Raw genomic sequence first — 21,530 nt, 5'->3', positions numbered from 1 at the left:
CGATCCCTTCAGATCAAAGAGGCACCATGATCAGCACCGTCGAAGCCCCCAACAGCGGTTACCGGTTCATGCCGGGCGTCAGCCAGTATTCCTGCGGCGTCGCCGCCCTGCCCGGCTTCTCGATCGAGCGCGTTCGCTTCGCCGATCCTGTCCCGCTCAAGGCAGGCTTTGAGCGGATCGCCGAGATTTTGAAACAGGCCGGCCGCCCGCTGACCGCGTTTGGCGCCTGCGAGCTGCGCTCGCCCGCGCCGTTCACCGAGGATGGTTTCAAGGCCTTCAACGAAATCTACATCAAGACCCTGATCGAATGGGGCATCATGAAGGACGGCGTCAATCCGGTGGCGCGCAGCAATGTCTGTCCCGAGATCGACCCGCCGGCCGAGCCGAGTTTTCACGCGTTCTCCTTCACCGTACCGGCAAAGGACGCAAGCCCCTCCTTCGTTGTCGCCGGCAGCGGCGAATCCGTTGAAGGCAAGGCGAACTACCGCGACCACACGATCCGCCTGGGCGACACCAGCCCCGAGGGCATGCTGGAAAAGGCAAAGTACGTGCTCGGCGAGATGGAGCGCCGGATGAGCGCCTTTGGCGGCACCTGGCGCGATACCACCGGTGTCCAGATTTATACCGTGCACGATATCCACCCGTTCCTCGCCAGCGAGCTGGGACGGCGCGGCGCAGTGCGTCACGGCGTGACCTGGCACCTCAACCGGCCCCCGGTCGTCGGCCTAGACTACGAGATGGACTGCCGCTGCGTCCACACCGAGCGGGTGATCCAGGGTTAGAGCAGGAGAGCCGGGCCAGCAGCATACGACTGCGCGCCGATTGAACCTCCTCGTACGATCGCAGGACCAAGGACTGACGGGAGAGTTGCCGGTCTCTTCCTGCTGCGACGCGCGAGGACACCACCATGACCCTGCTCCTGCGGGACCGGATGACACGATTGATCGCCGCGCTGACCATGACAGCAGCGATCATGGCTGCAGCGATCACCCTGCCCCACTCCGCCCTCGCCTCGGACACCCAATTCGACAAGATGCGCGCCAAGCTCGCCGCATTCGTCGCCGAGAAGATGGAGAAGCTGGGCGGATCCCGCATCATCTACAAGGTGGACATCGATGGCCTGCGGGAGACGGTCGTCACGGACCTGCGCGACGACGTCTACAAGACCCTGCGCGAGGGCCGGATCGCCTTCTCCGGCCTTGCGATCCGCGACGGCGGCGTCGACGTGAAGATCGCCGACGCGAAGAGCCGCGAACAGCTCACGCGCAAGCTCACGTCGGCGGCGGAGGGGCTGCCCGCCTATGCGCTCACCGCGACCGATGGCGGAGATGGTCTGCTCAGGCTCGCGCCGACCGCTCCCGCATCCGCCGCGCGGCTCCGTGAGCTCGTGGAAGATTCCATTGCCATGGTCGAGCAGCGCCTCAAGGACGCCGGCATTACGCTCGCCAGCGTCCAGCCTGAGGGAGCGGACCGCATCCGCATCTTCCTGCCGGGCGTGATGGAGCCCGAGCGCATCACGGCGATCTTCGCCAAGAAGGTGCGGGTCGGTTTCCGCCTGATCGACCTCTCGATGCCGGCCGAGCAGGCACAGACCAGCACGCCGCCGACGGGCACGGAAGTCCTGCTCGGCTTCAAGGACAAGCTGCCCTATCTGGTCGCCAGGGACAGCGCGCTCGACGGCGACGACATCAGCTATGCGGGACCGGGATTTACGCGCGACACGAAGGAGCCGATCGCCTCGTTCCGCTTCAACGGCCGCGGCACGCGGCGCTTCGCCCACATCACCGCCGAGAACGTTGGAAAGCCTTTCGCCATCGTGCTCGACGACAAGGTGATCTCCGCTCCCGTGATCCGCGAGCCCATCACCGGGGGTTCCGGCCAGATCGCCGGCAATTTCACCCTGGAAGAGGCCAACAGCGTCGCCATGCTGCTGCGCGCGGGTTCGCTGCCGGGACGTCTTGGCCTGGTCGAGCAGCAGGTCGTGCCCCCCGCCGCCAAGCCGTAAGGCAGAGGCCGCCCTCGTCTTTTCGGCTCCCGGATGCGTCCAGCACTGCGTCCACCACGCCCGCTCCGACCGAATCACCGGCGCGCCCGGGCCATGCGCCCCCAACAACCGGACGATTGGCCGAAACGCCCGATCGGGCTAAAATTTGCCCCTTGCGGCATGACGGCCAAAGGCTTCATTCAAGCGGTCGTCATTCGATTTCGGCTATACGTGGCGAGCATACCGATCAGGACTGAAGGCCTTACGCGGGGTTAGTACCATGCCGTCCGGCAGCGCAGACATTTCGTCGATCCTCGACCGCATTCTCAACGCGGCGGCGGACAATCTCAGGATCGCGAAGATTTTGGTCCAGATGGGCCTCGATCCCGACAACATCACCTATGAGGCTCTGTTCAACCGGCTGCTGGAGATCTTCGTCCAGAACATCACGCTGGCCAATCTGTTCGCCGCGGTCGGCGCCGGCTTCTTCGTCGCCACGCTGTTGATGCGGACGATGGTGCCGCTGCGTGTCGCCAACATGATCGGCTGCGGGTTCTTCGCCGTCTTCGGCGCGCTCTCCGCCAACGTCGCGACGTTCCTTCTGTATCTCCTGCTGCTGCCGATTAACGCGCTGCGCCTGCGGCAGATGCTCAAGCTGGTCAAGAAAGCTCGCCATGCGGCCGAAGGCGACATGTCGATCGAATGGCTCAAGCCGTTCATGACCGAGCGCAAATATCGCCGCGGCGACACGCTTTTCAAGCTGCGCGATCCCGCGAAGGAGATGTTCCTCACGGTCACCGGCAAGTTCCTGGTCAAGGAGATCAACGTCGAGATCGGGCCCGGAGCGCTGATGGGCGAACTCGGCTTCCTCACGCCGGACAACCGGCGCACGGGAACCGTCGAATGCATCGAAGACGGCCAGGTGCTGACGATCACCTATGACCGGTTGCTCGAGATCTATTTCCAGGATCCGCAGTTCGGCTACTATTTCCTGGTGCTGACCAGCCAGCGTCTGCTGCAAAACATCGACCGCTTGCAGAAGCAGCTGGCCACCGAGCGCGCGGCCACCACCAACAAGATCGCGTGAGGGCCAGCCGCCGCTCAGCTCAGGAGCAGCGCCATGCCGGGATCGCCCTTCTCCATGGCCCGCCCATAGGCCGGGCGCGTGCCGATGCGCCCGAGATATTTGACCACGTTCGGGCAGCGCGCGAGATCATAGGGCTGGAAGTAGCGCATCGTCGTGAGCGAGAACACGGTCATGATGTCGGCTGTCGTGAAGGTGCTGCCGGCCAGATAGTCGGCCTCGCAAAGCCTTGCCTCGAGAAGGTCGTAGGCCCGATCGAGGCGCCGCTTCATCGCGAGAAGGGTCGGGTTGTCCTTGGCGAGGTCAAGCCGGCTCAGGATCATCATCCGCCCCATGGCGGGCTGCAACGTGCCGTTGGCAAAATGAAGCCAATACAGAAACTGCGCGAAGGCGGGATCATTGGGACCGAGCACGAGCCGGCCGTTGCCATATTTCGCAACGATATAGTCGACGATGGCGCCGGATTCGGCCAGCACCAGATCGCCGTCGCTGACGACCGGCGCCGTCCCGGCCGGATGCAGCGCCTTGTACTCCGGCGGCGCCAGCATGGTCGCGGGATCGCGCGCATAGCGCTTCAACTCGTAGGGAAGTCCCAGCTCCTCGCAAAGCCAGACGATACGCTCCGACTGAGACTTGCCGAGATGATGGACGGTGAGCATGAAGCCTCCTGCGAGCGCAAATTACCGCACTGTGATACCTCATCATACTCCGCGATTGCGATGTCGATTGAATGGTATTCCCCCACAACCGCGCCCGGGATAGGCCAGCGGAGTCGAGTCCTCGCATAGCCGTCCCAGGGCAGCCCGCCGCAAAATCGCCCCAAAAACTCAATGGTAACCATATCGTTTTAGGGTGACAGCGTGACCAATTCTGAGACCATCCTGGTGTTCGATTCCGGCCTTGGCGGGCTCACGGTGCTCCGTGAGGTCGTGGCGGCGCGCCCGGATGCGCATTATGTCTATGTCGCCGACGACGCCTTCTTCCCCTATGGCCATCATGACGAGGCTGAGATCATCGCCCGCGTGGTGCCGTTGATGGGCGAGTTGATCGGCACGCATGATCCCGACCTTGTCGTCATCGCCTGCAACACGGCCTCCACCCTGGTCCTGTCGCACTTGCGCGCCGCCTATTCCCTGCCTTTCGTCGGCACGGTGCCGGCGATCAAGCCGGCCTGCGCGCAGTCGAGGACCCGCCGCGTCTCGGTGCTCGGCACCAAGGGCACGGTGAAGCGGGAATACACGAAGGCGCTGATCCGCGATTTCGCGCAAGGCTGCGAGGTGACGCTGGTCGGCTCGCCCGAGCTTGCGTCGCTGGCGGAAGCTGAGCTCAGCGGCGCACCGGTCAGCGACGAGTCCATCGTCACCGAACTCGCGCCCTGCTTCGTCGGCGATCCCGCCGATGCGACATCGCGCACCGACACGGTGGTGCTCGCCTGCACGCATTATCCGCTGCTGCTCGATCGGCTGAGGCGGCTCGCACCCTGGCCGGTCGATTGGATCGATCCGGCCCCGGCGATCGCCCGCCGCGTCTCCGATCTGCTTGGACCGCGGATCGGCGCCATCGCGCAGTCGGGCGCTGAGATGATCTTCACCTCGAACCGCGCGCACGGACTGTCGGCCACGCTGACGCCGTTCTTCGGCGGCCGCGCATTGGCCTGACCTTGCGCGGCAACGCGCCGCTGCTAGGCTCCGCCTTCGTCATCTTTCCCGCAGGCCATTTCCATGTCGGTCCCGTCAACACCGCTCAACCGTCTCCGCCAATTGTGGCGCGAGGGCCGACCCGCCTTCGGCGCGATCGCGACCATCCCGAGCGTGCAGACGGTGCAGATCATGGCGCGATCGCTCGACTGGATCATCGTCGATCTCGAGCACGGGCCGATCGGCTTGACCGAAGCCCATGCGATGATCGCGGCGACGACCGGCACGCCTTGCACGCCACTGGTGCGGATCGCGGCGAACGAGCCATGGCTTGCGAAGGCACCGATGGACATCGGCGCCTTCGGCATCAACTTCCCCATGATCACCAATCGCGCGGAGGCTGAGAAAGCGGTGCGCAGCGTGCGCTATCCGCCGCGCGGCGACCGTCTCTGGGGTCCCTTCCACGCGCCGTTCCGCTGGGGCCAGTCGATGCCGGACTATATGGCCGGCGCCGACGACGAGATGATCTGCATGATCACCATCGAGCATGTCGACGCGGTCAACCGCATCGACGAGATCATGGCCACACCCGGCATCGACGTCGCCGTCATCGGTCCCGGCGATCTCGCGACATCCATCAACAAGCGCGGCCAGATGGACGACCCGGAGTTGCTCGAGCTGATCGCGCGCGCCGAGGCCGGCATCCTCAGAAGCGGCGTGCCGATCGGCGGCGTGGCGCGCACCGCCGACCAGGCCAATGCCCTGATCGACCGCGGCTACCGCGCAATCGCGCTCGGTTTCGACTGGTCACTATTCCAGCGGGGCATCATGACGGCGTTCGAGGGCATCAAGTGCTGAATCGCTGCGACAAGCGTGGCCGGCCTTGCCGGGAACCCCGACGCTGCTAGGGTCCGCGGTTCAGGGAGGAGGACCATGCCTCAAGAAACTTTGCTTGCGCTGTCTTTTGCCAGACCTGCCTTTGCGGCCCACGCTCAGCAGCCGGGCATCAAACGTACCCTGCTCCAGAAAGTGGAGTTCCCGGACGGCTGCAGCCCCATCACGGCCAACACTCACGGCGATAAATCATTGAAAGTTCTTGGAATATACGTCACCGACGGAACCAGGCCGCTGGCCTCGCCGGCGCCTTGATGCGGCGAACCGACCGCTCCCAAGCGGGTTGGTTCGTGCTAGAGCCAACGAGCGGCGTCCGCTCGCTGCACATATTTTGATCCTTTGATCCTCAGGAACCGGAGCCCAATGCGCGGGACGCCCAAGACCATCTCGCTGCGACGCCGTCTGATCTGCGACCTCATGCATGCCTCGATGGGTATCCCCTTCGTTTCGTTATCGCGTTCGCTCCATATTCGCCCTGTGGTGGAGGCCCGCGCAGGCGTAACTGCGCCCGCCGGCTGGGCCGCGATATTCGTCAAGGCTTTCGCCCTGGTCGCGAGGGACGAACCGATCCTGCGCACCGTCTACGTCAAATGGCCTTGGCCGGCCCTGTATGAGCTGCCGAAGAGCGTTGCGACGGTCGCCATCGCCCGGGTCGAGGAAGGCGAGGAATGCGTGCTGCCGCAGCGAATCGCCGCGCCTGAGGCCCTTTCGCTGACTATGGTCGACGCGGAGATCCGGCACGGCAAGACGGCCCGGGTTGAGGACGTCCCCATGTTCCGCAAGATCATGCGGGCGACGCGCCTGCCGCTGCCGCTCCGGCGCCTGTCCTGGGCCATCGGTCTGAACTTCGGCCGTCAGCGCGGCAACTGGTTCGGCAGCTTCGGTGTGAGCTCGGTGGCCGCCTATGGCGGCGGCGAGCTCCACCCAATCACGCCGGGCCCCTTCATCCTCAGCTATGGGCTCGTCGAGCCCGATCAGACCATCCATGTCGTGATCCGCTGGGACCACCGAGTTACCGACGCTGCCCCAATCGCCCGGGTCCTGACCCGGCTGGAACAGGTGTTGAACACTGAGATTGCTGCCGAATTGCGGGCGGCCGGGACGAAGCCGATCCGGGCGGTGGGCGCCTGACGGCGTCGCGGTCCCGGAGCGGTGCGATAGCACCGAGCCCGGGAGGTTCTCGAGAGAGCCGAATCGCCGCTCGCGCATCGCCACGGCATGACGGCTAAAGAATTGACAGCCAACCCCAAACTCCCCTACAAGCCGCCTGCTCGCGGGCCGGTTTCGGCCCGCGAAGCGTTTCGCGACCCGTGGTCCTCTCCCTTGAGCTTTGGGGATCGGACCTGTCGGTGCCGGGATCATCCCGTCACACAGGAGGGCGCGTTTCCTCAAACCATGCACCTGAAGAGGACGCGATGACTAAGCGCAGTGAGGCGAAGTACAAGATCGATCGCCGTATGGGCCAGAACATCTGGGGCCGCCCGAAGAGCCCCGTGAACCGCCGCGAATACGGCCCCGGCCAGCATGGCCAGCGCCGCAAGGGCAAGCTTTCCGACTTCGGCGTGCAGCTCCGTGCCAAGCAGAAGCTGAAGGGCTACTACGCCAACATCAGCGAACGCCAGTTCCACGGCATCTACGTGGAAGCCAGCCGCCTCAAGGGTGACACCGGCGAGAACCTGATCGGCCTGCTCGAGCGCCGTCTCGACGCGGTCGTGTACCGCGCCAAGTTCGTCTCGACGATCTTCGCCGCGCGCCAATTCATCAATCACGGCCACGTCAAGGTGAACGGCCGCAAGGTCAACATCTCGAGCTACCAGCTCAAGGTCGGCGACGTCGTCGAGGTCAAGGAAGCTTCCAAGCAGCTCGCCCACGTCCTCGAAGCCAGCCAGCTCCCGGAGCGCGACGTGCCCGACTATCTCGAAGTCGACCACGGCAAGATGACCGCGAAGTACACGCGCATCCCCCACCTCTCCGACGTGCCGTTCCCGGTGCAGATGGAGCCGCATCTGGTCGTCGAATTCTACTCGCGCTGATAATTCGGCAGATCAACGTTCAAAGGCCCCGGTTTCCGGGGCCTTTTTGTTGTGGTAAAATGCTGTCGATGTCCCAGACGACCGACCAGCTCGCCAACATCACCCCATCGGCCACGCCTAGCGAGGCCGAGCTTGAGGCGTGGGCCAAGCTGCCCCGCGACGAACAGGTCCGCCGATATCAAGCGCTGTTTGCGCAGCCCGATTGCAACGAATTCACCTCGGACACGCCGGACGACATTCTGGCTGCCGCACGCGAACGCGTTGCTCAACGCCGCCATGGCTGAGTACCGGTTATCGGAGCGTACCCGAACCGATTTGATCGACATCTACGACTTCACCGAAAGCCGGTTCGGCAAATATCAGGCCGAGGCTTACTATGCAGGTCTGATCCGCTCCTTCGGGCTTCTCGCCGATTTCCCTCTCATTGGCCAACAAGTGGATGAACTCGCGGCTGGCTATCGGCGTTTCCGCTTCCAATCACATCTGATTTTCTACACGGTGCAATCCGACCACGTCGAGATCCGCGCCATTCTTCACGGTGCGCAAGACATCAGGCCGCAACTGTTCGACTAGACGAGACCAGCCATGCTCTACACCCCTCCCCCGATCGATCCCAAGACGCCGCCGGTGCGCATCAACCTGCTCTCGGACACGCAGACCAAGCCGACGGCTGGAATGCGCGAGGCCATGGCGCGGGCGGAGGTCGGAGACGAGCAGGTCGGCGACGATCCCACCGTGAACGCGCTGTGCGAGCGCGTGGCCGATCTGCTCGGCAAGGAAGCTGCGGTCTACATGCCCTCCGGCACCATGTGCAACGTTACCGCAACGCTGGTGCATTGCCGTCCCGGCGACGAGATCCTGGCTCATGAGACCGCGCACATCATCGCCCGCGAGGGCGGTGCGCACGCCGCGATCGGCGGCTTCCAGGTCACCCAGCTCAAGGGCGAGGGCGGCCAGTTCACGCCGGAGACTTTTCGCAAGGCATTGCATCCGCGTACGCGCTACCAGCCGCCGCAGACCGTCGTCAGCGTCGAGCAGACCGCCAATATCGGCGGCGGCACGATCTGGAAGAAGGCGGCGCTCGACGAAATCGTCGCGATCGCCAAGCAGCACGGCCTCGTCACCCACATGGACGGGGCGCGCCTGCTCAACGCCACGGTGGCAAGCGGCATCTCGCCCCGCGACATGACCGCGGGATGGGATTCGGCCTGGATCGACTTCTCCAAGGGCCTTGGCGCACCGATCGGCGGCGTGCTTGCAGGCTCGCGCGCCTTCATCGATGCGGTGTGGCAATGGAAGCAGCGTCTCGGCGGCTCGATGCGGCAGGCCGGCATCTGTGCGGCGGCCTGCATCTACGCGCTCGACCATCACGTCGAGCGTCTCGCCGACGATCACGCCAATGCCCGTGCTCTCGCCCGCGGGCTGTCGCAGATCTCAGGCATCGAGGTGCAGGAGCCCGAGACCAATCTCGTGTTCTTCAAGCCCGACGGCGCCGGCATTCCCGGCGACAAGATGGTCACAGCGCTCCGCCAGCACGGCGTGACGCTCGCGATGATGGACGGCCGCATCCGCGCCTGCACCCATCTCGACGTCAATGCGAGCCAGATCGAGGAGACGATCGGATACGTGCGCGAGATCGTGCGCGGAGCGTAGACGTAGTCCCGTAGCCCGGGTGAGCGCAGCGACACCCGGGAATCCGCTCGCAGAAGTCCCGGATATCGCTGCGCTCATCCGGGCTACGCAGACCGCGAGAATTTACCGCCCCATGGCCTGATAGATCAGCGTCTTCAGCGCGAGTTGAATCCGGCCGCGCTGAGAGGGCGTCTGCACCATGAAGATTCCGAACAGGTCGTCTTCGGGATCGATGAAGAAGAACGTGCCGCCGACGCCGTCCCAGCGATATTCGCCCAGCGGCCAGGACGTCCCCGGCGGCACCGAGGTGCGCACCGCAAAGCCGAGGCCAAAGCCGGAATTGGTGCCCGGATAATAGTTCTGGCCGCGTGCGATCTTCTCCGGACCGATGTGATCCGACGCCATCAGCGCGATCGTCTCGGGCTCGAGATAGCGCCGGCCTTCAAATGTGCCGCCATTGAGCAGCATCTGCGCGAAACGAGCGTAGTCGCCGATCGTGCCGACCATGCCGCCGCCGCCCGATTCCCACGTCAGCGGCCGCCTGATATCGCGGACCGGCGTTGTCGGGTTGATGTTACGGTCCTCCGGCATCGGCTCGGCAATGCGCGGAAACTTGGCGGGATCGGCGACGAAGAACGCCGTCTCGGTCATGCCGAGCGGGTCGAGCAGCCGCTCCTTCTCGAACTGGAGCAGCGTCTTTCCGGAAACTACCTCGACGACCCGGCCGAGCACGTCGGTGGCAAAGCCGTAGTCCCACACCGTGCCCGGCTGCTCGGCGAGCGGTAGCGTCGCGATCTTCGCGACGAAGTCGGCATTGCTGAGGTTGCTCTGGAAGAGATTGGCCGCGGCGTAGAGTTCGCGCACTGCGCCTCCGCCGTGATAGCCATAGGGCAGCCCCGAGGTGTGGCGCAGCAGGTCCTTGATCGTGACGGGCCGTGCGAGCGGCTCCAGTGCCAGCGCAACCTTGCCGTCCTCGGCCATCTTCTCGACGCCGACTTTCATCCCGGCGAAGGCCGGAATGTATTTCGCGACGGGATCGTCGAGCGAAAGCTTGCCGTCCTCGACCAGCATCATCGCCATGACGGAGGTGATCGGCTTCGACATCGAATAGAGGCGGAAGATCGTGTCCGGGCTCATCGAAAGCTGGGTCGCGACGTCGCGGACGCCGAAATTCTCGTAGTAGACCGGCTTGCCGTGCTGCTGGAGCAGCAGGATGGCGCCGGGAATCTTGCCGGTCGCAATCTCGTTGCGAATGTAGTCGGAGACCTTGGCGAGGCCCTCAGGCGAGAACTTGCGCTCAGGACGCTCGGAGCCCGCACGCGCGCCGACCACGCCAACCAGAAGAACGAGCGCCGCGATGAACGCGCGGCGCCCGCTCCAGTCACTTCTCCATGGCTTCATAGACCAACTGCTTCAATGTCCGTTGCACACGCTGGCGCTCGCTCGGGGTCTGCTCCAGGAGGACGAAGAACATGTCCTGCTTGGGGTCGATGACAAAGTAGCAGCCGGAGGCGCCGTCCCACTTCAATTCACCGAGATTGCCGGGCGGCGGCGGCTTGGCATTGCCGGGGTCGGTCCGGACCGCAAGGCCGAGGCCGAAGCCGAAGCCGTCGCCGGGGAAGTAGAAATAGTCTCGGTCGACGCCGGAGTTGGGGCCGACCTGGTCGGTCTCCATTAGCTTGAACGTTTCGGGCTTGAGAATGGTCTTGCCGTCCAGGCTGCCGCCATTGAGCAGCATCTGCGCGAAGCGCCGATAATCCGCCATGGTCGTCACCATGCCGCCGCTGGCGTATTGGATCTTCTTGACCAGCGTCGGATCATTGATCCGGCCGACCCGGAAATCGGAGTCGTTCGGGACCGGCTGCGCCAGCAGCTTCTGCTTCTCGGGGTCGGTCACGAAGAAGCCGGTATCGACCATGCCAAGCGGATCGAGCAGCTTCTCGCGCATGATCTCGATCAGCGGCTTGCCCGCGGCGACCTCCATCACACGCGCGAGCACGTCGGTGGAGTGGCCGTATTGCCAGAGCGCGCCCGGCTGGTTGTGCAACGGCAGCTTGGCGATGCGTTCGGCGAACTCGGCAAGATCGAAATCGCCGGCATAGAGATTGGCCTCGCGGTAGGCCTTGCGCACCAGGCTGTCGCCGTAAAATCCATATGTGATGCCCGAGGTGTGGCGCATCAGGTCGAGCACCGTCATCGGCCGGTTGGGCGGCACCAGCTCGAGCGACTTGCTGCCGTCCTCGGCCTTCTTCTCGACGCCGACCTTCACGTTGGCGAAGGACGGAATGTATTTCGAAACGGGATCGTCCAGCTTGAACTTGCCGTCCTCGATTAATTGCATCGCGACCACCGAGGTGATCGCCTTGGTCATCGAGAACAGGCGGAAGATCGTCTTGTCGGTGATGGGGGCCTTGCTCACCACGTCCTGCACGCCGAAGGCTTCGTGATAGACCGGCTTGCCATGCTGCTGAATCAGCACGTTTGCACCGGCGATCTTGCCGGTCGCGACCTCGTTCTTGAAGAACTCGCTCACCTTGGCGAGCTTGTCCCGATTGAAATGCGCGCCGGCCGGAATCTCGTAGGTGCCCTCCGCCCGCGCGGACGACATCGCCGCAAGCGACACCAGCGCGCCGCAGGCGAGCGCACGCAACCCAGACTGTGAAATCATATCCCCTCCCCGGAACATGGCACGACGGAGTGTAGCTGCCGCGCCATCAGGCACAAGGCCCGCCGTGCCGCGCCAAAACGTCTGTGTGGAGAGCGGCGCTCCTCTCCGAAAAACAACAAAATATGACATGGGCAACCAGGGGCGCTGCCGACAGGGCTTCAACGGTCGCATGAATTGCAATCTTCGCGGCCTGGTCGGCCGGGAAGCGATACACGCCGGTTGAGATCGCAGAGAAGGCCAGCGAGGTCAGCTGATTGGCTTGGCAGAGCCCAATCGCATGTCGATAGCAGGAGCGCAGCGCCTCCGCCTCGCCTCGGCTGCCGCCGCGCCAGACGGGGCCGACCGCGTGGATCACGTGGCGTGCAGGCAGACGATAGCCCTTCGTGATCCTGGCCTCCCCGGTCGGGCATCCTCCGAGCGTTTGACACTCGGCGAGAAGGTCGGGACCGGCAGCGGCGTGGATCGCACCATCTACGCCGCCCCCGCCAAGGAGCGACGTGTTGGCGGCGTTGACGATGGCGTCAACGCCGAGCGTGGTGATGTCGGCCACGACGACCTCGAGCTCGGCGCCGCCGATATGGCGCCTCAGCTCGGTCACCTATCAAGCCGCGACGGCGACGCCCTTCTCGGAGAAGAGCTGCTGCAATTCGCCGGCCTGGAACATCTCGCGGACAATGTCGCATCCGCCGACGAACTCGCCCTTCACATAGAGCTGCGGGATGGTCGGCCAGTTCGAGTATTCCTTGATGCCGTTGCGCAGCTCGGCGGATTCGAGGACGTTCAGGCCTTTATAGCCCACGCCGATGTGGTCGAGGATCTGGACGACCTGGCCGGAGAAACCGCACTGCGGAAATTGCGGCGTGCCCTTCATGAACAGAACCACGTCGTTCGACTTCACTTCGTTGGCGATGAATTCCTCGATGCTCATATCCGTGTCCTTCTGGGGCTGAGCCCTCAACGATCCCTCGGGCCGGCTCAGCCGATTTAACCCGATACCGACCTATATATGTAGCCCAAACCGTTGTGCATCCAAAGTAAAATGGCGGCGACACGCCGCACGGGAGCGCCTGGAGCCCGCCAGGTCCATAGGCTGATGACATCAATATCATCGCCGGAGAGGACTTTCATACCGTAACGGAGCCCCTATCTAGGACGAACCCCGGCCGTGGAACCGGCTAAGGCGAACAACGTTCTCTTGTCCTGTCTGGAGAAAAACGTGACGAAATCAGCCTCCGCTACGGCCGCCCCACAGCTTTCGTCGCCGTCCTTGGACCGGGGCGACCTCGCCTGGCGGCTGGAAGAGGCATTTCTCACCGTCCGCAACGAGACCGAGCGGCGGGCTGCGCCGCTGTCGCCGGAGGACCAGCAGATCCAGTCGATGCCCGATGCGAGCCCCACGAAATGGCATCGGGCGCATACCACCTGGTTCTGGGAGCAATTCCTGCTCGGCGAGCACTGTCCGGGCTACCGGCCCTTCCATCCCGATTTCGCGTTTCTGTTCAACTCGTATTACGTCAGCGCCGGCCCGCGCCATGCCCGCAACCATCGCGGCGACATCACCCGGCCTGGTGCCGACGAGGTCGGCGCCTATCGCAAATACGTCGATGCTGCCGTTGTCAAATTCTTCCGCGAGGCCGAGGCAGGCAAGCTCCAGGCCTTGGCGCCTCTAATCGAGGTCGGACTCAATCACGAGCAACAGCATCAGGAATTGATGTTCACGGACATCCTGCACGCCTTTGCGCAGAACCCGGTCTACCCCGCGTATGACCCCAACTGGCACTTCCCGACCGCCGCGCGCAGTGGCGAAGACTGGCTGCAACTCAACGAAGGCATCCATACCGTTGGCCACGTCGACGACAGTTTCCATTTCGATAACGAGAAACCGGCGCATCGCGCCCTCGTCGGTCCGGTCAAGCTCGCCCGCAATCTGGTGACCAACGCCGAATGGCTCGCCTTCATGCAGGATGGCGGCTATCGGACCGCAACGCTTTGGCTGATGGACGGCTTTGCCGCCGCCAGCAAGGAAGACTGGCAGGCCCCGGGGCATTGGCGCGAGGTCGATGGCGCATGGCAAGTGATGACGCTCGCCGGCCTCAAGCCGGTCGATCCCAACGCGCCTGTCTGCCACGTCAGCTACTACGAAGCCGACGCCTTCGCGCGCTGGGCCGGAAAACACCTGCCGACCGAGATGGAATGGGAGGTCGCCGCGCGCGCGGGTCAGCTCAACGACGCCTTCGGCATCGTCTGGCAATGGACCCGCTCTTCGTATTCGCCCTACCCCGGTTATCGCGCCATCGAAGGGGCGCTCGGCGAGTACAACGGTAAGTTCATGGTCAATCAATTGGTGCTGCGCGGCTCCTCGCTTGCAACTCCCGAGGGCCACAGCCGTATTACCTATCGCAATTTCTTCTATCCGCATCACCGCTGGCAATTCACGGGACTGCGGCTCGCCGACTACGAGTGACCACTTCCGACGACAAATGCGCGCCGGACAGCGCGTTCAGGAGAGTATCATGAATGTGCACGCCAGCGCTTTGGCCGAAGCCCATCTTCCCGACGAGCAAACAACCGCCTTCGCCCGCGAGGCCATCGTGGACCTCTCGCAGCAGCCGAAGAAGCTGTCGCCGAAATATTTCTACGACGCCACCGGGTCGGAGCTGTTCGAGGCGATCACGCGGCTGCCGGAATATTATCCGACGCGCACCGAGCTTGCGATCCTGAAGGAGCGCGGCCGCGAGATCGCGAAGATCATTCCGGAACACGCAGCTCTGGTCGAGTTCGGCGCCGGCGCGACCACGAAGGTCCGCCTGCTGCTGGGTCATTGCAGGTTCGCGGCCTATGTCCCCGTCGACATCTCCGGCGACTTCCTGAAGGCGCAGGCGAACGGGCTGAAGCGGGATTTCCCTTCGCTCGGCATCTATCCGGTCGCGGCCGACTTCACGACGCCGTTCGAGCTGCCCAGGCAGGTCGCGTCCATGCCCAAGGTCGGCTTTTTTCCCGGCTCGACGATCGGCAATTTCGAACCGCAGGAAGCGCAGGCGTTCCTGAAGAGCGCGCGTGCGATCCTGGGCAAGGGCGCGCAGATGATCATCGGCGCCGACCTGGAAAAAGACGAGCGCGTGCTGTTCGATGCCTACAACGACGCCGCCGGCGTCACCGCGCGCTTCAACCTCAATGTGCTGGTGCGGATCAACCGCGAGCTTGGCGGCAATTTTGACCTTTCCGCCTTCACCCACCGCGCGATCTACAATCGCGAGCGGCACCGCATCGAGATGCACCTGATCAGCAAGAAAAGCCAGACCGTACGCCTGCTCGGCACCAGCTTCTCGTTCCGCCCCGGCGAGAGCATCCACACCGAGAACAGCTACAAATACAGCCTCGAACGCTTCGCCGCGCTGGCGCAGGGCGCGGGCTGGCGCGTCCGCGAGAGCTGGACGGATGCGGCGAAGATGTTCTCGGTGCATGCGCTGGAGGTTGCGGAGTAGCGCTGGGGTTCAATGCCCCGCCTGCTCTTCCGGCTGGGATCCCAGCGACACCGACTCCCAGACCGCAACCACGATCATGATCGCGGTCGTCGCGACCGACAGCCAGAGCGGCGAGAGGTCGGCGGCGAACCACCACAGCGCCAGCAGCAGCACGATGCCGATGCCGTGCGAGAGCTGGAGGAAGCCGCGGATCGCGTGCTTGAACAGGATGGTGCCGACCAAGAACACGAGGGGCCCGCCGATCGTGCTCACGACCGTGCGCATGTCGGAGTGTCCGCCTGGATGCTTCAGCACCAGCTCGTCCGAGACAGCCGTCAGGATGATGCCGGCGACGATCGGAGTGTGCAGATAGGTGTAGGCAAGCCGCGCCAGCCGGCCGGATTCGGCGGACTTCGAGATGCGCACGGAGCCGGCCTCGGCGCCCTTGTGGAAATAGACCCACCACATCGCGATGGCGCCGACCAGCGCCGAGGAGAAGGCCAGGATATTGCTCGCGGTCCACTCCAGTTCAGCGAAGGTCGCACCGTTGACAACGATGGCCTCGCCGAGCGCGATGATGACGAACAGAGAGCAGCGCTCGGCCATGTGCGCGCCTTCGACGGCCCAGGCCTCGACCGAAGAGAATCCCAGCTTCGGGACCCAGAACCGCACCGCCGGCGAGATGTACTCCCAGCTCACCGCGGCGATCCACAGCCATAGCCGCGTATCTCCTTCGGACAGACCGCCTGCGATCCACAGGACCGCGGAGACGGAGAGCCAGGTCAGGATGCGGATCGCATTGTGCCGCACCGCGGTTTGATGATGCGGAGTCGCGAACAGCCAGAACGCGGTACGTCCGACCTGCATGGTCGCGTAGGCAATGGCAAACCAAAGGCCACGCCCCTCGAACGCCGTCGGGATCGTGGTCGACAGCACGAGGCCGCCCAGCATCATCGCAAAAAGCAGGATGCGGACCGGTGTCAGGTCGGGATTGAGCCAGTTGGTGACCCAGGCGGTGAAGACCCACACCCACCACACCGCCAGAAACAGCACCAAGACGTGCACCGCGCCGAGTGGCGTGAAATGGTGCAACAACGTATGCGAGATCTGCGTGACGGCGAAGACGAAGACCAGGTCGAAGAACAGCTCGACATAGGTGACACGGCTGTGCTGGTTCGGCCCGATGACGCGAAACATCGCGCCGCGCGGATTGTCCGCAACCATCTTCGCCCCCGTCGTGCTTGAATCAGGTGCCGGGTACGCCGGTTTGCAGTGCCAGCGCGTGCAGCACTCCGCCCATCTGGCCGCGCAGGGACTGGTAGACGATCTGGTGCTGCTGGACGCGGGACTTGCCGCGGAAGGATTCCGAGATCACGGTCGCGGCATAGTGGTCGCCGTCGCCGGCGAGGTCACGGATGGTCACTTCGGCATCGGGGATTGCCGCCTTGATCATCGCCTCGATATCGTGGGCGTCCATGGGCATTCGGGTCGTGCTCCTTCTCTAAGCGTTCGAATCGCTGCCGGGGTCCCCTCGCCGACAGGCCCAAACTTAGCGTGAACGGCCTTCTAGGTCACGCCTTCCGGCACTATATCCATGATCCCACCAGGATAAAGGCACGACAAAGTGCCGCGCGCGGCAGATTGATCGAAAAGGCGTGAAATCATGAAGCTTCCAGGGCCTGACCACCCCATCACCATCACCCCAAATCCCCGGCGCGTGCGTGTGACCGCGGGCGACATCGTGATCGCCGAGACCGACAAGGCGCTGACCTTGAAGGAAGCCAGATATCCGGCGGTGCAATATGTGCCACGGGAGGACACCAACATGGCCCTGCTGGAGCGCACCGACCGTGTCACCCACTGCCCTTATAAGGGGGACGCGAGCTATTACAGCGTCAAGGCCGACGGCAAGACGCTGGACAACGCGATCTGGACCTATGAGACCCCCTTCCCCGCGATGGCGGAGATTTCCGGCCGCCTCGCGTTCTATCCGGACAAGGTGAAGATCGAGGAAGTGGGGTAGCTTCTGCGCCGGTTCGTGCCGTCATGGCCGGCTCGTCCCGGCCATCCCTGTTCTTGATGGTGCAATACCGGAGCCGTGGATGCCCGGGTCAAGCCCGGGCTTGACGACTGAGGGTGCTGACGCAGCCTCGCTACGCCCTGAAGATCGTCAGCCCCAGTATCAGCAGTACCAGGAAGATCACCACGAAGACATAGAACAGGAAGCGGGCGACGTCGGCGGAGGCGGCCGAAATACCGGTGAAGCCGAGCACGCCGGCCACGATCGAGACGAGTAGGAAGATCAGCGCCCATTTCAGGATCGTCATCGCCAGCTCCGAAATTGGTGCCCGCCTCTCGCGCGGCCCTCAACCCTTTTCGCGGACGCTAACTTCGCTGCGCGGAACTGGTTCCTAGAGCTGAAAGGGCCTCGACCATGGCTGAACGACCTTGCTGAATCGGGTTCCCGGCGGCACAGTCTGTCCGGGGAAGGGGCGCAATCGGGGCAATCATGAGCACGATGTCACATTCGGCGACGATTGGCGCAGACGCGCACGCCGCGGCAAAGACCAAGACGCGCAATCTGGCGCTCGATCGGGCTCGCACGTTCCTGACGCTTGTGGTGCTGCTGCATCACGCCGTCATTCCCTACACCCATTTCGGCCACACCGATCCGGCTTCATCGGCCGTTTTCGACATGATCGTGCTCGCCACCGATAGCTTCTTCATGGCGATGTTCTTCTTCCTGTCGGGACTGTTCACCTGGCCCGGGATCGCGCGCAAGGCACCCTCGGTCTTCCTGCGCGACCGTCTCCTGAGGCTTGGGCTGCCGTTCGTGATCGCAGCCTTCACCGTCATCCCGCTCGCCTATTACGCGATCGCGCTTCGACAGGATCCCGAGCTGACCTTCGCGTCATTCTGGTGGACGACGGTGACGGCGGGCCCGTGGCCGAGCGGCCCGATCTGGTTCGTCTGGGTGCTGCTGGCGTTCGACCTGACCGCGAGCCTGCTCTACCGGATCTCGGCGCACCTGGTCGATCCCGTCAATCGCATTTCGCTTCGCGGATTTGATCAGCCGACCGCGTTCTGGCTGCTGCTCGTTGTCGTGACCGTGATCGCCTACGTCCCGGCACTGGTCTATTTCAGCCCCCACAAATGGTTCGAGTTCGGGCCGTTCTCGGTGCAGGCGAGCCGCATCCTGCTCTACTTCGCGTATTTCTTCATCGGGGTCAGCGTCGGTGCCGCGAACTTCGACCGCGGTGTGCTCAGCGCCGAGGGCCAGTTGCCGAAGACCCGCTGGCTGTGGGTGATCGTCACGCTGATCCCCTATTGCCTGATGTGGGGCATGATCTACATCAAGCGCGAGATCCTCGGTAATCCCGATCCGCTACCGGACTGGTACCATGTGTTCTACGGCACGTTCCTCGTGCTGTTCTCGGCCTCGATCCTGCTCGCGATCCTCGCCTTCTTCCTGCACGAGAAATCGCCGGCGCCGAATCTGCTCGACCGCATGCAGGCGGACGCCTACGGCATCTTCCTGGTGCACTATCCGATTGCGTTGTGGATCCAGTACGCGCTGTTCGACTATGAGCTGCCTGCGATCGTAAAGGCCGCGATCGGTTTCGTGCTCACGGCGATTTTAAGCTGGAGCCTGACGGCCGCCTTGCGCAGAATTCCAGGGGCCTCACACGTGTTGTGAGTAGTTCGTAGTCCGGATGAGCGTAGCGACATCCGGGAAAACATGACGACAAAGACCCGGATATCGCTTCGCTCATCCGGGCTACGGCTTCACGCCCTACGCCGCTTTCCCGCCCATATATTCCGGCAGCCAACGCTCGAACGACTTACGCAGCGCGTCGATCGCAACCGGCGCCTCGCCCGCGATCGCAAGCGCATCGCCCCCCGTGGTGCCGATCCGCACGCAGGGCACCTCGCAACCGCGCATCTTGGCGAGCACGCGGCCGGCCTCCGCTTCCGGCACGGTGACGAGATAGCGCGCCTGGTCCTCGCCGAACCAGTAGGCCTGCGACACCAGCGCAGCCGGCGCCGCCAGCAGCTTGGCACCGATGCCGCCGGCCATCGCCATCTCGGCGAGCCCGATCAGGAGGCCACCGTCGGAGAGATCGTGCACGGCGGTCGCAGTGCCCGCATGGATCATGCCGCGCACGCAATCGCCGTTGCGCTTCTCGGCAGCGAGATCGACCGGCGGCGGTGCGCCCTCCTCGCGGCCGCAGATGTCGCGCAGGTACACGGACTGGCCGAGCCAGCCGTGAGTCTCGCCGATCAAGAGGATCGCCTCACCTTCGGCCTTGAAGGCGAGCGAAGCGGATTTCGTGAAATCGTCGAGCAGGCCGACGCCGCCGATCGAGGGTGTCGGCAGGATCGCGCGGCCGTTGGTCTCGTTGTAGAGGGACACGTTGCCCGAAACGACGGGGAAGTCGAGCGCGCGGCAGGCTTCCGAGATACCCTTCAGGCAGCCGACGAACTGGCCCATGATCTCGGGCCGCTCAGGATTGCCGAAATTGAGGTTGTCGGTAATCGCGAGCGGCTTGCCGCCGACAGCGGTGATGTTGCGCCAGGCTTCCGCCACCGCCTGCTTGCCGCCTTCGAACGGATCGGCCTCGCAATAGCGCGGCGTGACGTCGACGGTCAGCGCCAGGCCCTTCGGCCCGTCCTGCACGCGCACCACGGCGGCATCGCCGCCGGGGCGCTGCATGGTGTTGCCGAGAATGACGTGGTCGTACTGCTCCCAGACCCAGCGCTTAGAGCACATGTCCGGCGTGCCGATCAGCTTCTCCAGCGCAGGCCCGAGGCCCATCGGGGCCGGTACGTCTCGGGCGTGCACGACCGGCAGCGCGGCGGAGGGGACATGCGGGCGGTCATAGACCGGCGCCTCGTCGCCGAGCTCCTTGATCGGCAGGTCGGCCATGACGTCGCCGCCATGCTTGACGACGAAACGCTTGCTCGGCGTGGTGTAGCCGACGACGGCGAAGTCGAGCCCCCATTTCTTGAAGATCGCCTCGGCTTCCTTCTCCTTCTCGGGCTTGAGCACCATCAGCATGCGCTCCTGGCTCTCCGAGAGCATCATCTCGTAGGCGCTCATGCCGGTCTCGCGGGTCGGCACCACGTCGAGATCGAGGTCCACGCCGAGGTCGCCCTTGGCGCCCATCTCCACCGCCGAGCAGGTCAGGCCCGCAGCCCCCATGTCCTGGATCGCGATGACGCAGCCCTTCTCCATGATCTCGAGGGAGGCCTCCAGCAGCAGCTTCTCGGCGAAGGGATCGCCGACCTGGACGGTCGGGCGCTTCTCCTCGGACTTGTCGTCGAATTCGGCCGAGGCCATCGAGGCGCCGTGGATGCCGTCGCGCCCCGTCTTGGAGCCGAGATAGACGATCGGCATGTTCACGCCGGAGGCGGCCGCATAGAAGATCTTGTCGGTGTCGGCGAGGCCGACCGCCATCGCATTGACGAGGATGTTGCCGTCATAGCGGGTGTGGAAGCGTACCTGTCCGCCGACCGTCGGCACGCCGAAGGAATTGCCGTAGCCGCCGACGCCCGCGACGACGCCGGAAACGAGATGCCGCGTCTTCGGGTGCTCGGGTGCGCCGAAGCTGAGGGCATTGAGGCAGGCAATGGGACGCGCGCCCATCGTGAAGACGTCACGCAAGATGCCGCCGACGCCGGTGGTCGCCCCCTGATACGGCTCGATATAGCTCGGGTGGTTGTGGCTCTCCATCTTGAAGACCACGGCTTGGCCGTCGCCGATGTCGATCACGCCCGCATTCTCGCCGGGGCCCTGGATCACCCAGGGAGCTTTGGTCGGAAGGCCGCGCAGATGGATGCGCGAGGATTTGTACGAGCAGTGCTCGTTCCACATCGCCGAGAAGATGCCGAGCTCGGTGAAGGTCGGCTCCCGCCCGATCAGCTTCAGGATGCGCTCATACTCGTCGGGCTTGAGCCCGTGGGCGGCAACCAGCTCGGGGGTGATTTTGGGTTCATTCTTCATGGATTCGGGGCTTTCGGCAGCGGTAGGCCGTTCTTAGGAACATCGGGCGGCTTGGAAAAGCCCTTTATGGCGCATTTTCCCGCTGTCCCACGTTTTGCGCCGGGGGCCCCGCGGGAACAGGAATTGCACG

24 protein-coding genes are annotated in these 21,530 nt (G+C 64.2%); 15 read left to right on the top strand and 9 right to left on the bottom strand.

Going from position 1 to position 21,530, the window contains the following annotated elements; translation table 11 throughout:
- Positions 1-26 precede the first annotated feature (26 nt).
- From cnbZ to ACYCVF_RS05790, 3 genes are all read left to right on the top strand, one after another.
- Positions 27-782, top strand: coding sequence for a 2-amino-5-chloromuconate deaminase CnbZ (cnbZ, locus tag ACYCVF_RS05800; protein ID WP_459597771.1), 756 nt, complete (start codon positions 27-29; stop codon positions 780-782).
- 125 nt (positions 783-907) lie between these two features.
- On the top strand, positions 908-2,005 hold the full coding sequence (locus ACYCVF_RS05795; RefSeq protein ID WP_459597769.1) for a SecDF P1 head subdomain-containing protein: 1,098 nt from the start codon (positions 908-910) through the stop codon (positions 2,003-2,005).
- Between the two features lie 259 nt (positions 2,006-2,264).
- A complete protein-coding gene (locus ACYCVF_RS05790) occupies positions 2,265-3,071 on the top strand; it encodes a Crp/Fnr family transcriptional regulator (RefSeq protein WP_459597767.1) in 807 nt (268 codons plus the stop codon).
- A gap of 14 nt (positions 3,072-3,085) precedes the next feature.
- Here the strand turns inward: ACYCVF_RS05790 and ACYCVF_RS05785 are convergent, their stop codons facing one another.
- A complete protein-coding gene (locus ACYCVF_RS05785) occupies positions 3,086-3,727 on the bottom strand; it encodes a glutathione S-transferase family protein (RefSeq protein WP_459597765.1) in 642 nt (213 codons plus the stop codon).
- 201 nt (positions 3,728-3,928) lie between these two features.
- Between ACYCVF_RS05785 and murI the strand changes: the two genes are divergently transcribed.
- From murI to ACYCVF_RS05745, 8 genes are all read left to right on the top strand, one after another.
- On the top strand, positions 3,929-4,726 hold the full coding sequence (gene murI, locus ACYCVF_RS05780; RefSeq protein ID WP_459597763.1) for a glutamate racemase: 798 nt from the start codon (positions 3,929-3,931) through the stop codon (positions 4,724-4,726).
- A gap of 63 nt (positions 4,727-4,789) precedes the next feature.
- Positions 4,790-5,563 carry an HpcH/HpaI aldolase family protein gene (locus ACYCVF_RS05775; protein WP_459597761.1) on the top strand — a complete coding sequence of 258 codons (774 nt, stop codon included), beginning with the start codon at positions 4,790-4,792 and terminating at the stop codon, positions 5,561-5,563.
- Between the two features lie 75 nt (positions 5,564-5,638).
- The gene (locus ACYCVF_RS05770; protein WP_459597759.1) at positions 5,639-5,854 is read left to right on the top strand and encodes a hypothetical protein; all 216 of its coding nucleotides are present in this window, start codon (positions 5,639-5,641) and stop codon (positions 5,852-5,854) included.
- 108 nt (positions 5,855-5,962) lie between these two features.
- Positions 5,963-6,730 carry an acyltransferase gene (locus ACYCVF_RS05765; RefSeq protein ID WP_459597757.1) on the top strand — a complete coding sequence of 256 codons (768 nt, stop codon included), beginning with the start codon at positions 5,963-5,965 and terminating at the stop codon, positions 6,728-6,730.
- A gap of 284 nt (positions 6,731-7,014) precedes the next feature.
- Complete coding sequence (gene rpsD, locus ACYCVF_RS05760) at positions 7,015-7,632, top strand: 30S ribosomal protein S4 (protein ID WP_061022973.1); 618 nt, start codon at positions 7,015-7,017, stop codon at positions 7,630-7,632.
- Positions 7,633-7,700: 68 nt separating this feature from the next.
- A complete protein-coding gene (locus ACYCVF_RS05755; RefSeq protein WP_459606464.1) occupies positions 7,701-7,916 on the top strand; it encodes a hypothetical protein in 216 nt (71 codons plus the stop codon).
- Positions 7,894-8,205 carry a type II toxin-antitoxin system RelE/ParE family toxin gene (locus ACYCVF_RS05750; protein ID WP_459612926.1) on the top strand — a complete coding sequence of 104 codons (312 nt, stop codon included), beginning with the start codon at positions 7,894-7,896 and terminating at the stop codon, positions 8,203-8,205. Before ACYCVF_RS05755 ends, ACYCVF_RS05750 begins: the two co-directional genes overlap by 23 nt.
- A gap of 12 nt (positions 8,206-8,217) precedes the next feature.
- Positions 8,218-9,285, top strand: coding sequence for a threonine aldolase family protein (locus ACYCVF_RS05745; RefSeq protein ID WP_459597753.1), 1,068 nt, complete (start codon positions 8,218-8,220; stop codon positions 9,283-9,285).
- 102 nt (positions 9,286-9,387) lie between these two features.
- Here the strand turns inward: ACYCVF_RS05745 and ACYCVF_RS05740 are convergent, their stop codons facing one another.
- Genes ACYCVF_RS05740 through grxD form a run of 4 tightly spaced genes read right to left on the bottom strand, consistent with a single transcriptional unit; the run spans position 9,388 to position 12,860 of the window.
- Positions 9,388-10,665 (bottom strand): serine hydrolase domain-containing protein, encoded by a 1,278-nt coding sequence (locus ACYCVF_RS05740; RefSeq protein ID WP_459597751.1) that lies wholly within the window; start codon positions 10,663-10,665, stop codon positions 9,388-9,390.
- Positions 10,646-11,932 (bottom strand): serine hydrolase domain-containing protein, encoded by a 1,287-nt coding sequence (locus ACYCVF_RS05735; RefSeq protein WP_459597749.1) that lies wholly within the window; start codon positions 11,930-11,932, stop codon positions 10,646-10,648. Before ACYCVF_RS05735 ends, ACYCVF_RS05740 begins: the two co-directional genes overlap by 20 nt.
- Before the next feature lie 46 nt (positions 11,933-11,978).
- On the bottom strand, positions 11,979-12,530 hold the full coding sequence (locus tag ACYCVF_RS05730; protein ID WP_459597747.1) for an O-acetyl-ADP-ribose deacetylase: 552 nt from the start codon (positions 12,528-12,530) through the stop codon (positions 11,979-11,981).
- Between the two features lie 3 nt (positions 12,531-12,533).
- Positions 12,534-12,860 carry a Grx4 family monothiol glutaredoxin gene (gene grxD, locus ACYCVF_RS05725; protein WP_014494143.1) on the bottom strand — a complete coding sequence of 109 codons (327 nt, stop codon included), beginning with the start codon at positions 12,858-12,860 and terminating at the stop codon, positions 12,534-12,536.
- A gap of 237 nt (positions 12,861-13,097) precedes the next feature.
- Here grxD and egtB point away from each other — a divergent pair, with 237 nt between their 5' ends.
- Together egtB and egtD are read left to right on the top strand one after the other, a co-directional pair.
- Complete coding sequence (egtB, locus tag ACYCVF_RS05720; RefSeq protein WP_459597744.1) at positions 13,098-14,396, top strand: ergothioneine biosynthesis protein EgtB; 1,299 nt, start codon at positions 13,098-13,100, stop codon at positions 14,394-14,396.
- 49 nt (positions 14,397-14,445) lie between these two features.
- Positions 14,446-15,417 (top strand): L-histidine N(alpha)-methyltransferase, encoded by a 972-nt coding sequence (gene egtD / locus ACYCVF_RS05715; protein ID WP_459597742.1) that lies wholly within the window; start codon positions 14,446-14,448, stop codon positions 15,415-15,417.
- A 9-nt stretch (positions 15,418-15,426) separates the two neighbouring features.
- On the opposite strand, the gene ACYCVF_RS05710 is transcribed toward egtD, so the two are convergent.
- Complete coding sequence (locus ACYCVF_RS05710) at positions 15,427-16,620, bottom strand: low temperature requirement protein A (protein WP_459597740.1); 1,194 nt, start codon at positions 16,618-16,620, stop codon at positions 15,427-15,429.
- Positions 16,621-16,642: 22 nt separating this feature from the next.
- Complete coding sequence (locus tag ACYCVF_RS05705; protein WP_011088461.1) at positions 16,643-16,879, bottom strand: BolA family protein; 237 nt, start codon at positions 16,877-16,879, stop codon at positions 16,643-16,645.
- A gap of 180 nt (positions 16,880-17,059) precedes the next feature.
- On the opposite strand from ACYCVF_RS05705, the gene ACYCVF_RS05700 reads away from it, so the two are divergent.
- Positions 17,060-17,419 (top strand): DUF427 domain-containing protein, encoded by a 360-nt coding sequence (locus tag ACYCVF_RS05700; RefSeq protein WP_459597738.1) that lies wholly within the window; start codon positions 17,060-17,062, stop codon positions 17,417-17,419.
- A 130-nt stretch (positions 17,420-17,549) separates the two neighbouring features.
- Here the strand turns inward: ACYCVF_RS05700 and ACYCVF_RS05695 are convergent, their stop codons facing one another.
- On the bottom strand, positions 17,550-17,723 hold the full coding sequence (locus ACYCVF_RS05695; RefSeq protein ID WP_172782960.1) for a DUF1328 domain-containing protein: 174 nt from the start codon (positions 17,721-17,723) through the stop codon (positions 17,550-17,552).
- A gap of 182 nt (positions 17,724-17,905) precedes the next feature.
- Between ACYCVF_RS05695 and ACYCVF_RS05690 the strand changes: the two genes are divergently transcribed.
- Entirely contained in the window at positions 17,906-19,093 is a 1,188-nt protein-coding gene (locus tag ACYCVF_RS05690; RefSeq protein WP_459597735.1) for an acyltransferase family protein, read from the top strand.
- 96 nt (positions 19,094-19,189) lie between these two features.
- Here ACYCVF_RS05690 and purL read toward each other — a convergent pair whose 3' ends face one another.
- A complete protein-coding gene (gene purL, locus ACYCVF_RS05685; protein WP_459606465.1) occupies positions 19,190-21,400 on the bottom strand; it encodes a phosphoribosylformylglycinamidine synthase subunit PurL in 2,211 nt (736 codons plus the stop codon).
- Between the last annotated feature and the right edge of the window lie 130 nt (positions 21,401-21,530).

Source organism: Bradyrhizobium cedriense (genome assembly GCF_054602315.1).
The sequence above is the reverse complement of the archived record's forward strand: the minus strand, read 5'-3'. Positions and strand labels throughout refer to the sequence as shown.

Bases quoted from the DNA above. Each gene is read 5' to 3' on its own strand.
- ACYCVF_RS05795 (WP_459597769.1), top strand. From the start codon at position 908: ATGACCCTGCTCCTGCGGGACCGGATGACACGATTGATCGCCGCGCTG.
- ACYCVF_RS05700 (WP_459597738.1), top strand. From the start codon at position 17,060: ATGAAGCTTCCAGGGCCTGACCACCCCATCACCATCACCCCAAATCCC.
- cnbZ (WP_459597771.1), top strand. From the start codon at position 27: ATGATCAGCACCGTCGAAGCCCCCAACAGCGGTTACCGGTTCATGCCG.
- grxD (WP_014494143.1), bottom strand. From the start codon at position 12,860: ATGAGCATCGAGGAATTCATCGCCAACGAAGTGAAGTCGAACGACGTG.
- ACYCVF_RS05695 (WP_172782960.1), bottom strand. From the start codon at position 17,723: ATGACGATCCTGAAATGGGCGCTGATCTTCCTACTCGTCTCGATCGTG.
- ACYCVF_RS05765 (WP_459597757.1), top strand. From the start codon at position 5,963: ATGCGCGGGACGCCCAAGACCATCTCGCTGCGACGCCGTCTGATCTGC.
- ACYCVF_RS05710 (WP_459597740.1), bottom strand. From the start codon at position 16,620: ATGGTTGCGGACAATCCGCGCGGCGCGATGTTTCGCGTCATCGGGCCG.
- rpsD (WP_061022973.1), top strand. From the start codon at position 7,015: ATGACTAAGCGCAGTGAGGCGAAGTACAAGATCGATCGCCGTATGGGC.
- ACYCVF_RS05735 (WP_459597749.1), bottom strand. From the start codon at position 11,932: ATGATTTCACAGTCTGGGTTGCGTGCGCTCGCCTGCGGCGCGCTGGTG.
- ACYCVF_RS05775 (WP_459597761.1), top strand. From the start codon at position 4,790: ATGTCGGTCCCGTCAACACCGCTCAACCGTCTCCGCCAATTGTGGCGC.
- ACYCVF_RS05705 (WP_011088461.1), bottom strand. From the start codon at position 16,879: ATGCCCATGGACGCCCACGATATCGAGGCGATGATCAAGGCGGCAATC.
- ACYCVF_RS05690 (WP_459597735.1), top strand. From the start codon at position 17,906: ATGAGCACGATGTCACATTCGGCGACGATTGGCGCAGACGCGCACGCC.
- ACYCVF_RS05740 (WP_459597751.1), bottom strand. From the start codon at position 10,665: ATGAAGCCATGGAGAAGTGACTGGAGCGGGCGCCGCGCGTTCATCGCG.
- ACYCVF_RS05790 (WP_459597767.1), top strand. From the start codon at position 2,265: ATGCCGTCCGGCAGCGCAGACATTTCGTCGATCCTCGACCGCATTCTC.
- ACYCVF_RS05755 (WP_459606464.1), top strand. From the start codon at position 7,701: ATGTCCCAGACGACCGACCAGCTCGCCAACATCACCCCATCGGCCACG.
- ACYCVF_RS05785 (WP_459597765.1), bottom strand. From the start codon at position 3,727: ATGCTCACCGTCCATCATCTCGGCAAGTCTCAGTCGGAGCGTATCGTC.
- egtD (WP_459597742.1), top strand. From the start codon at position 14,446: ATGAATGTGCACGCCAGCGCTTTGGCCGAAGCCCATCTTCCCGACGAG.
- ACYCVF_RS05770 (WP_459597759.1), top strand. From the start codon at position 5,639: ATGCCTCAAGAAACTTTGCTTGCGCTGTCTTTTGCCAGACCTGCCTTT.
- ACYCVF_RS05745 (WP_459597753.1), top strand. From the start codon at position 8,218: ATGCTCTACACCCCTCCCCCGATCGATCCCAAGACGCCGCCGGTGCGC.
- purL (WP_459606465.1), bottom strand. From the start codon at position 21,400: ATGAAGAATGAACCCAAAATCACCCCCGAGCTGGTTGCCGCCCACGGG.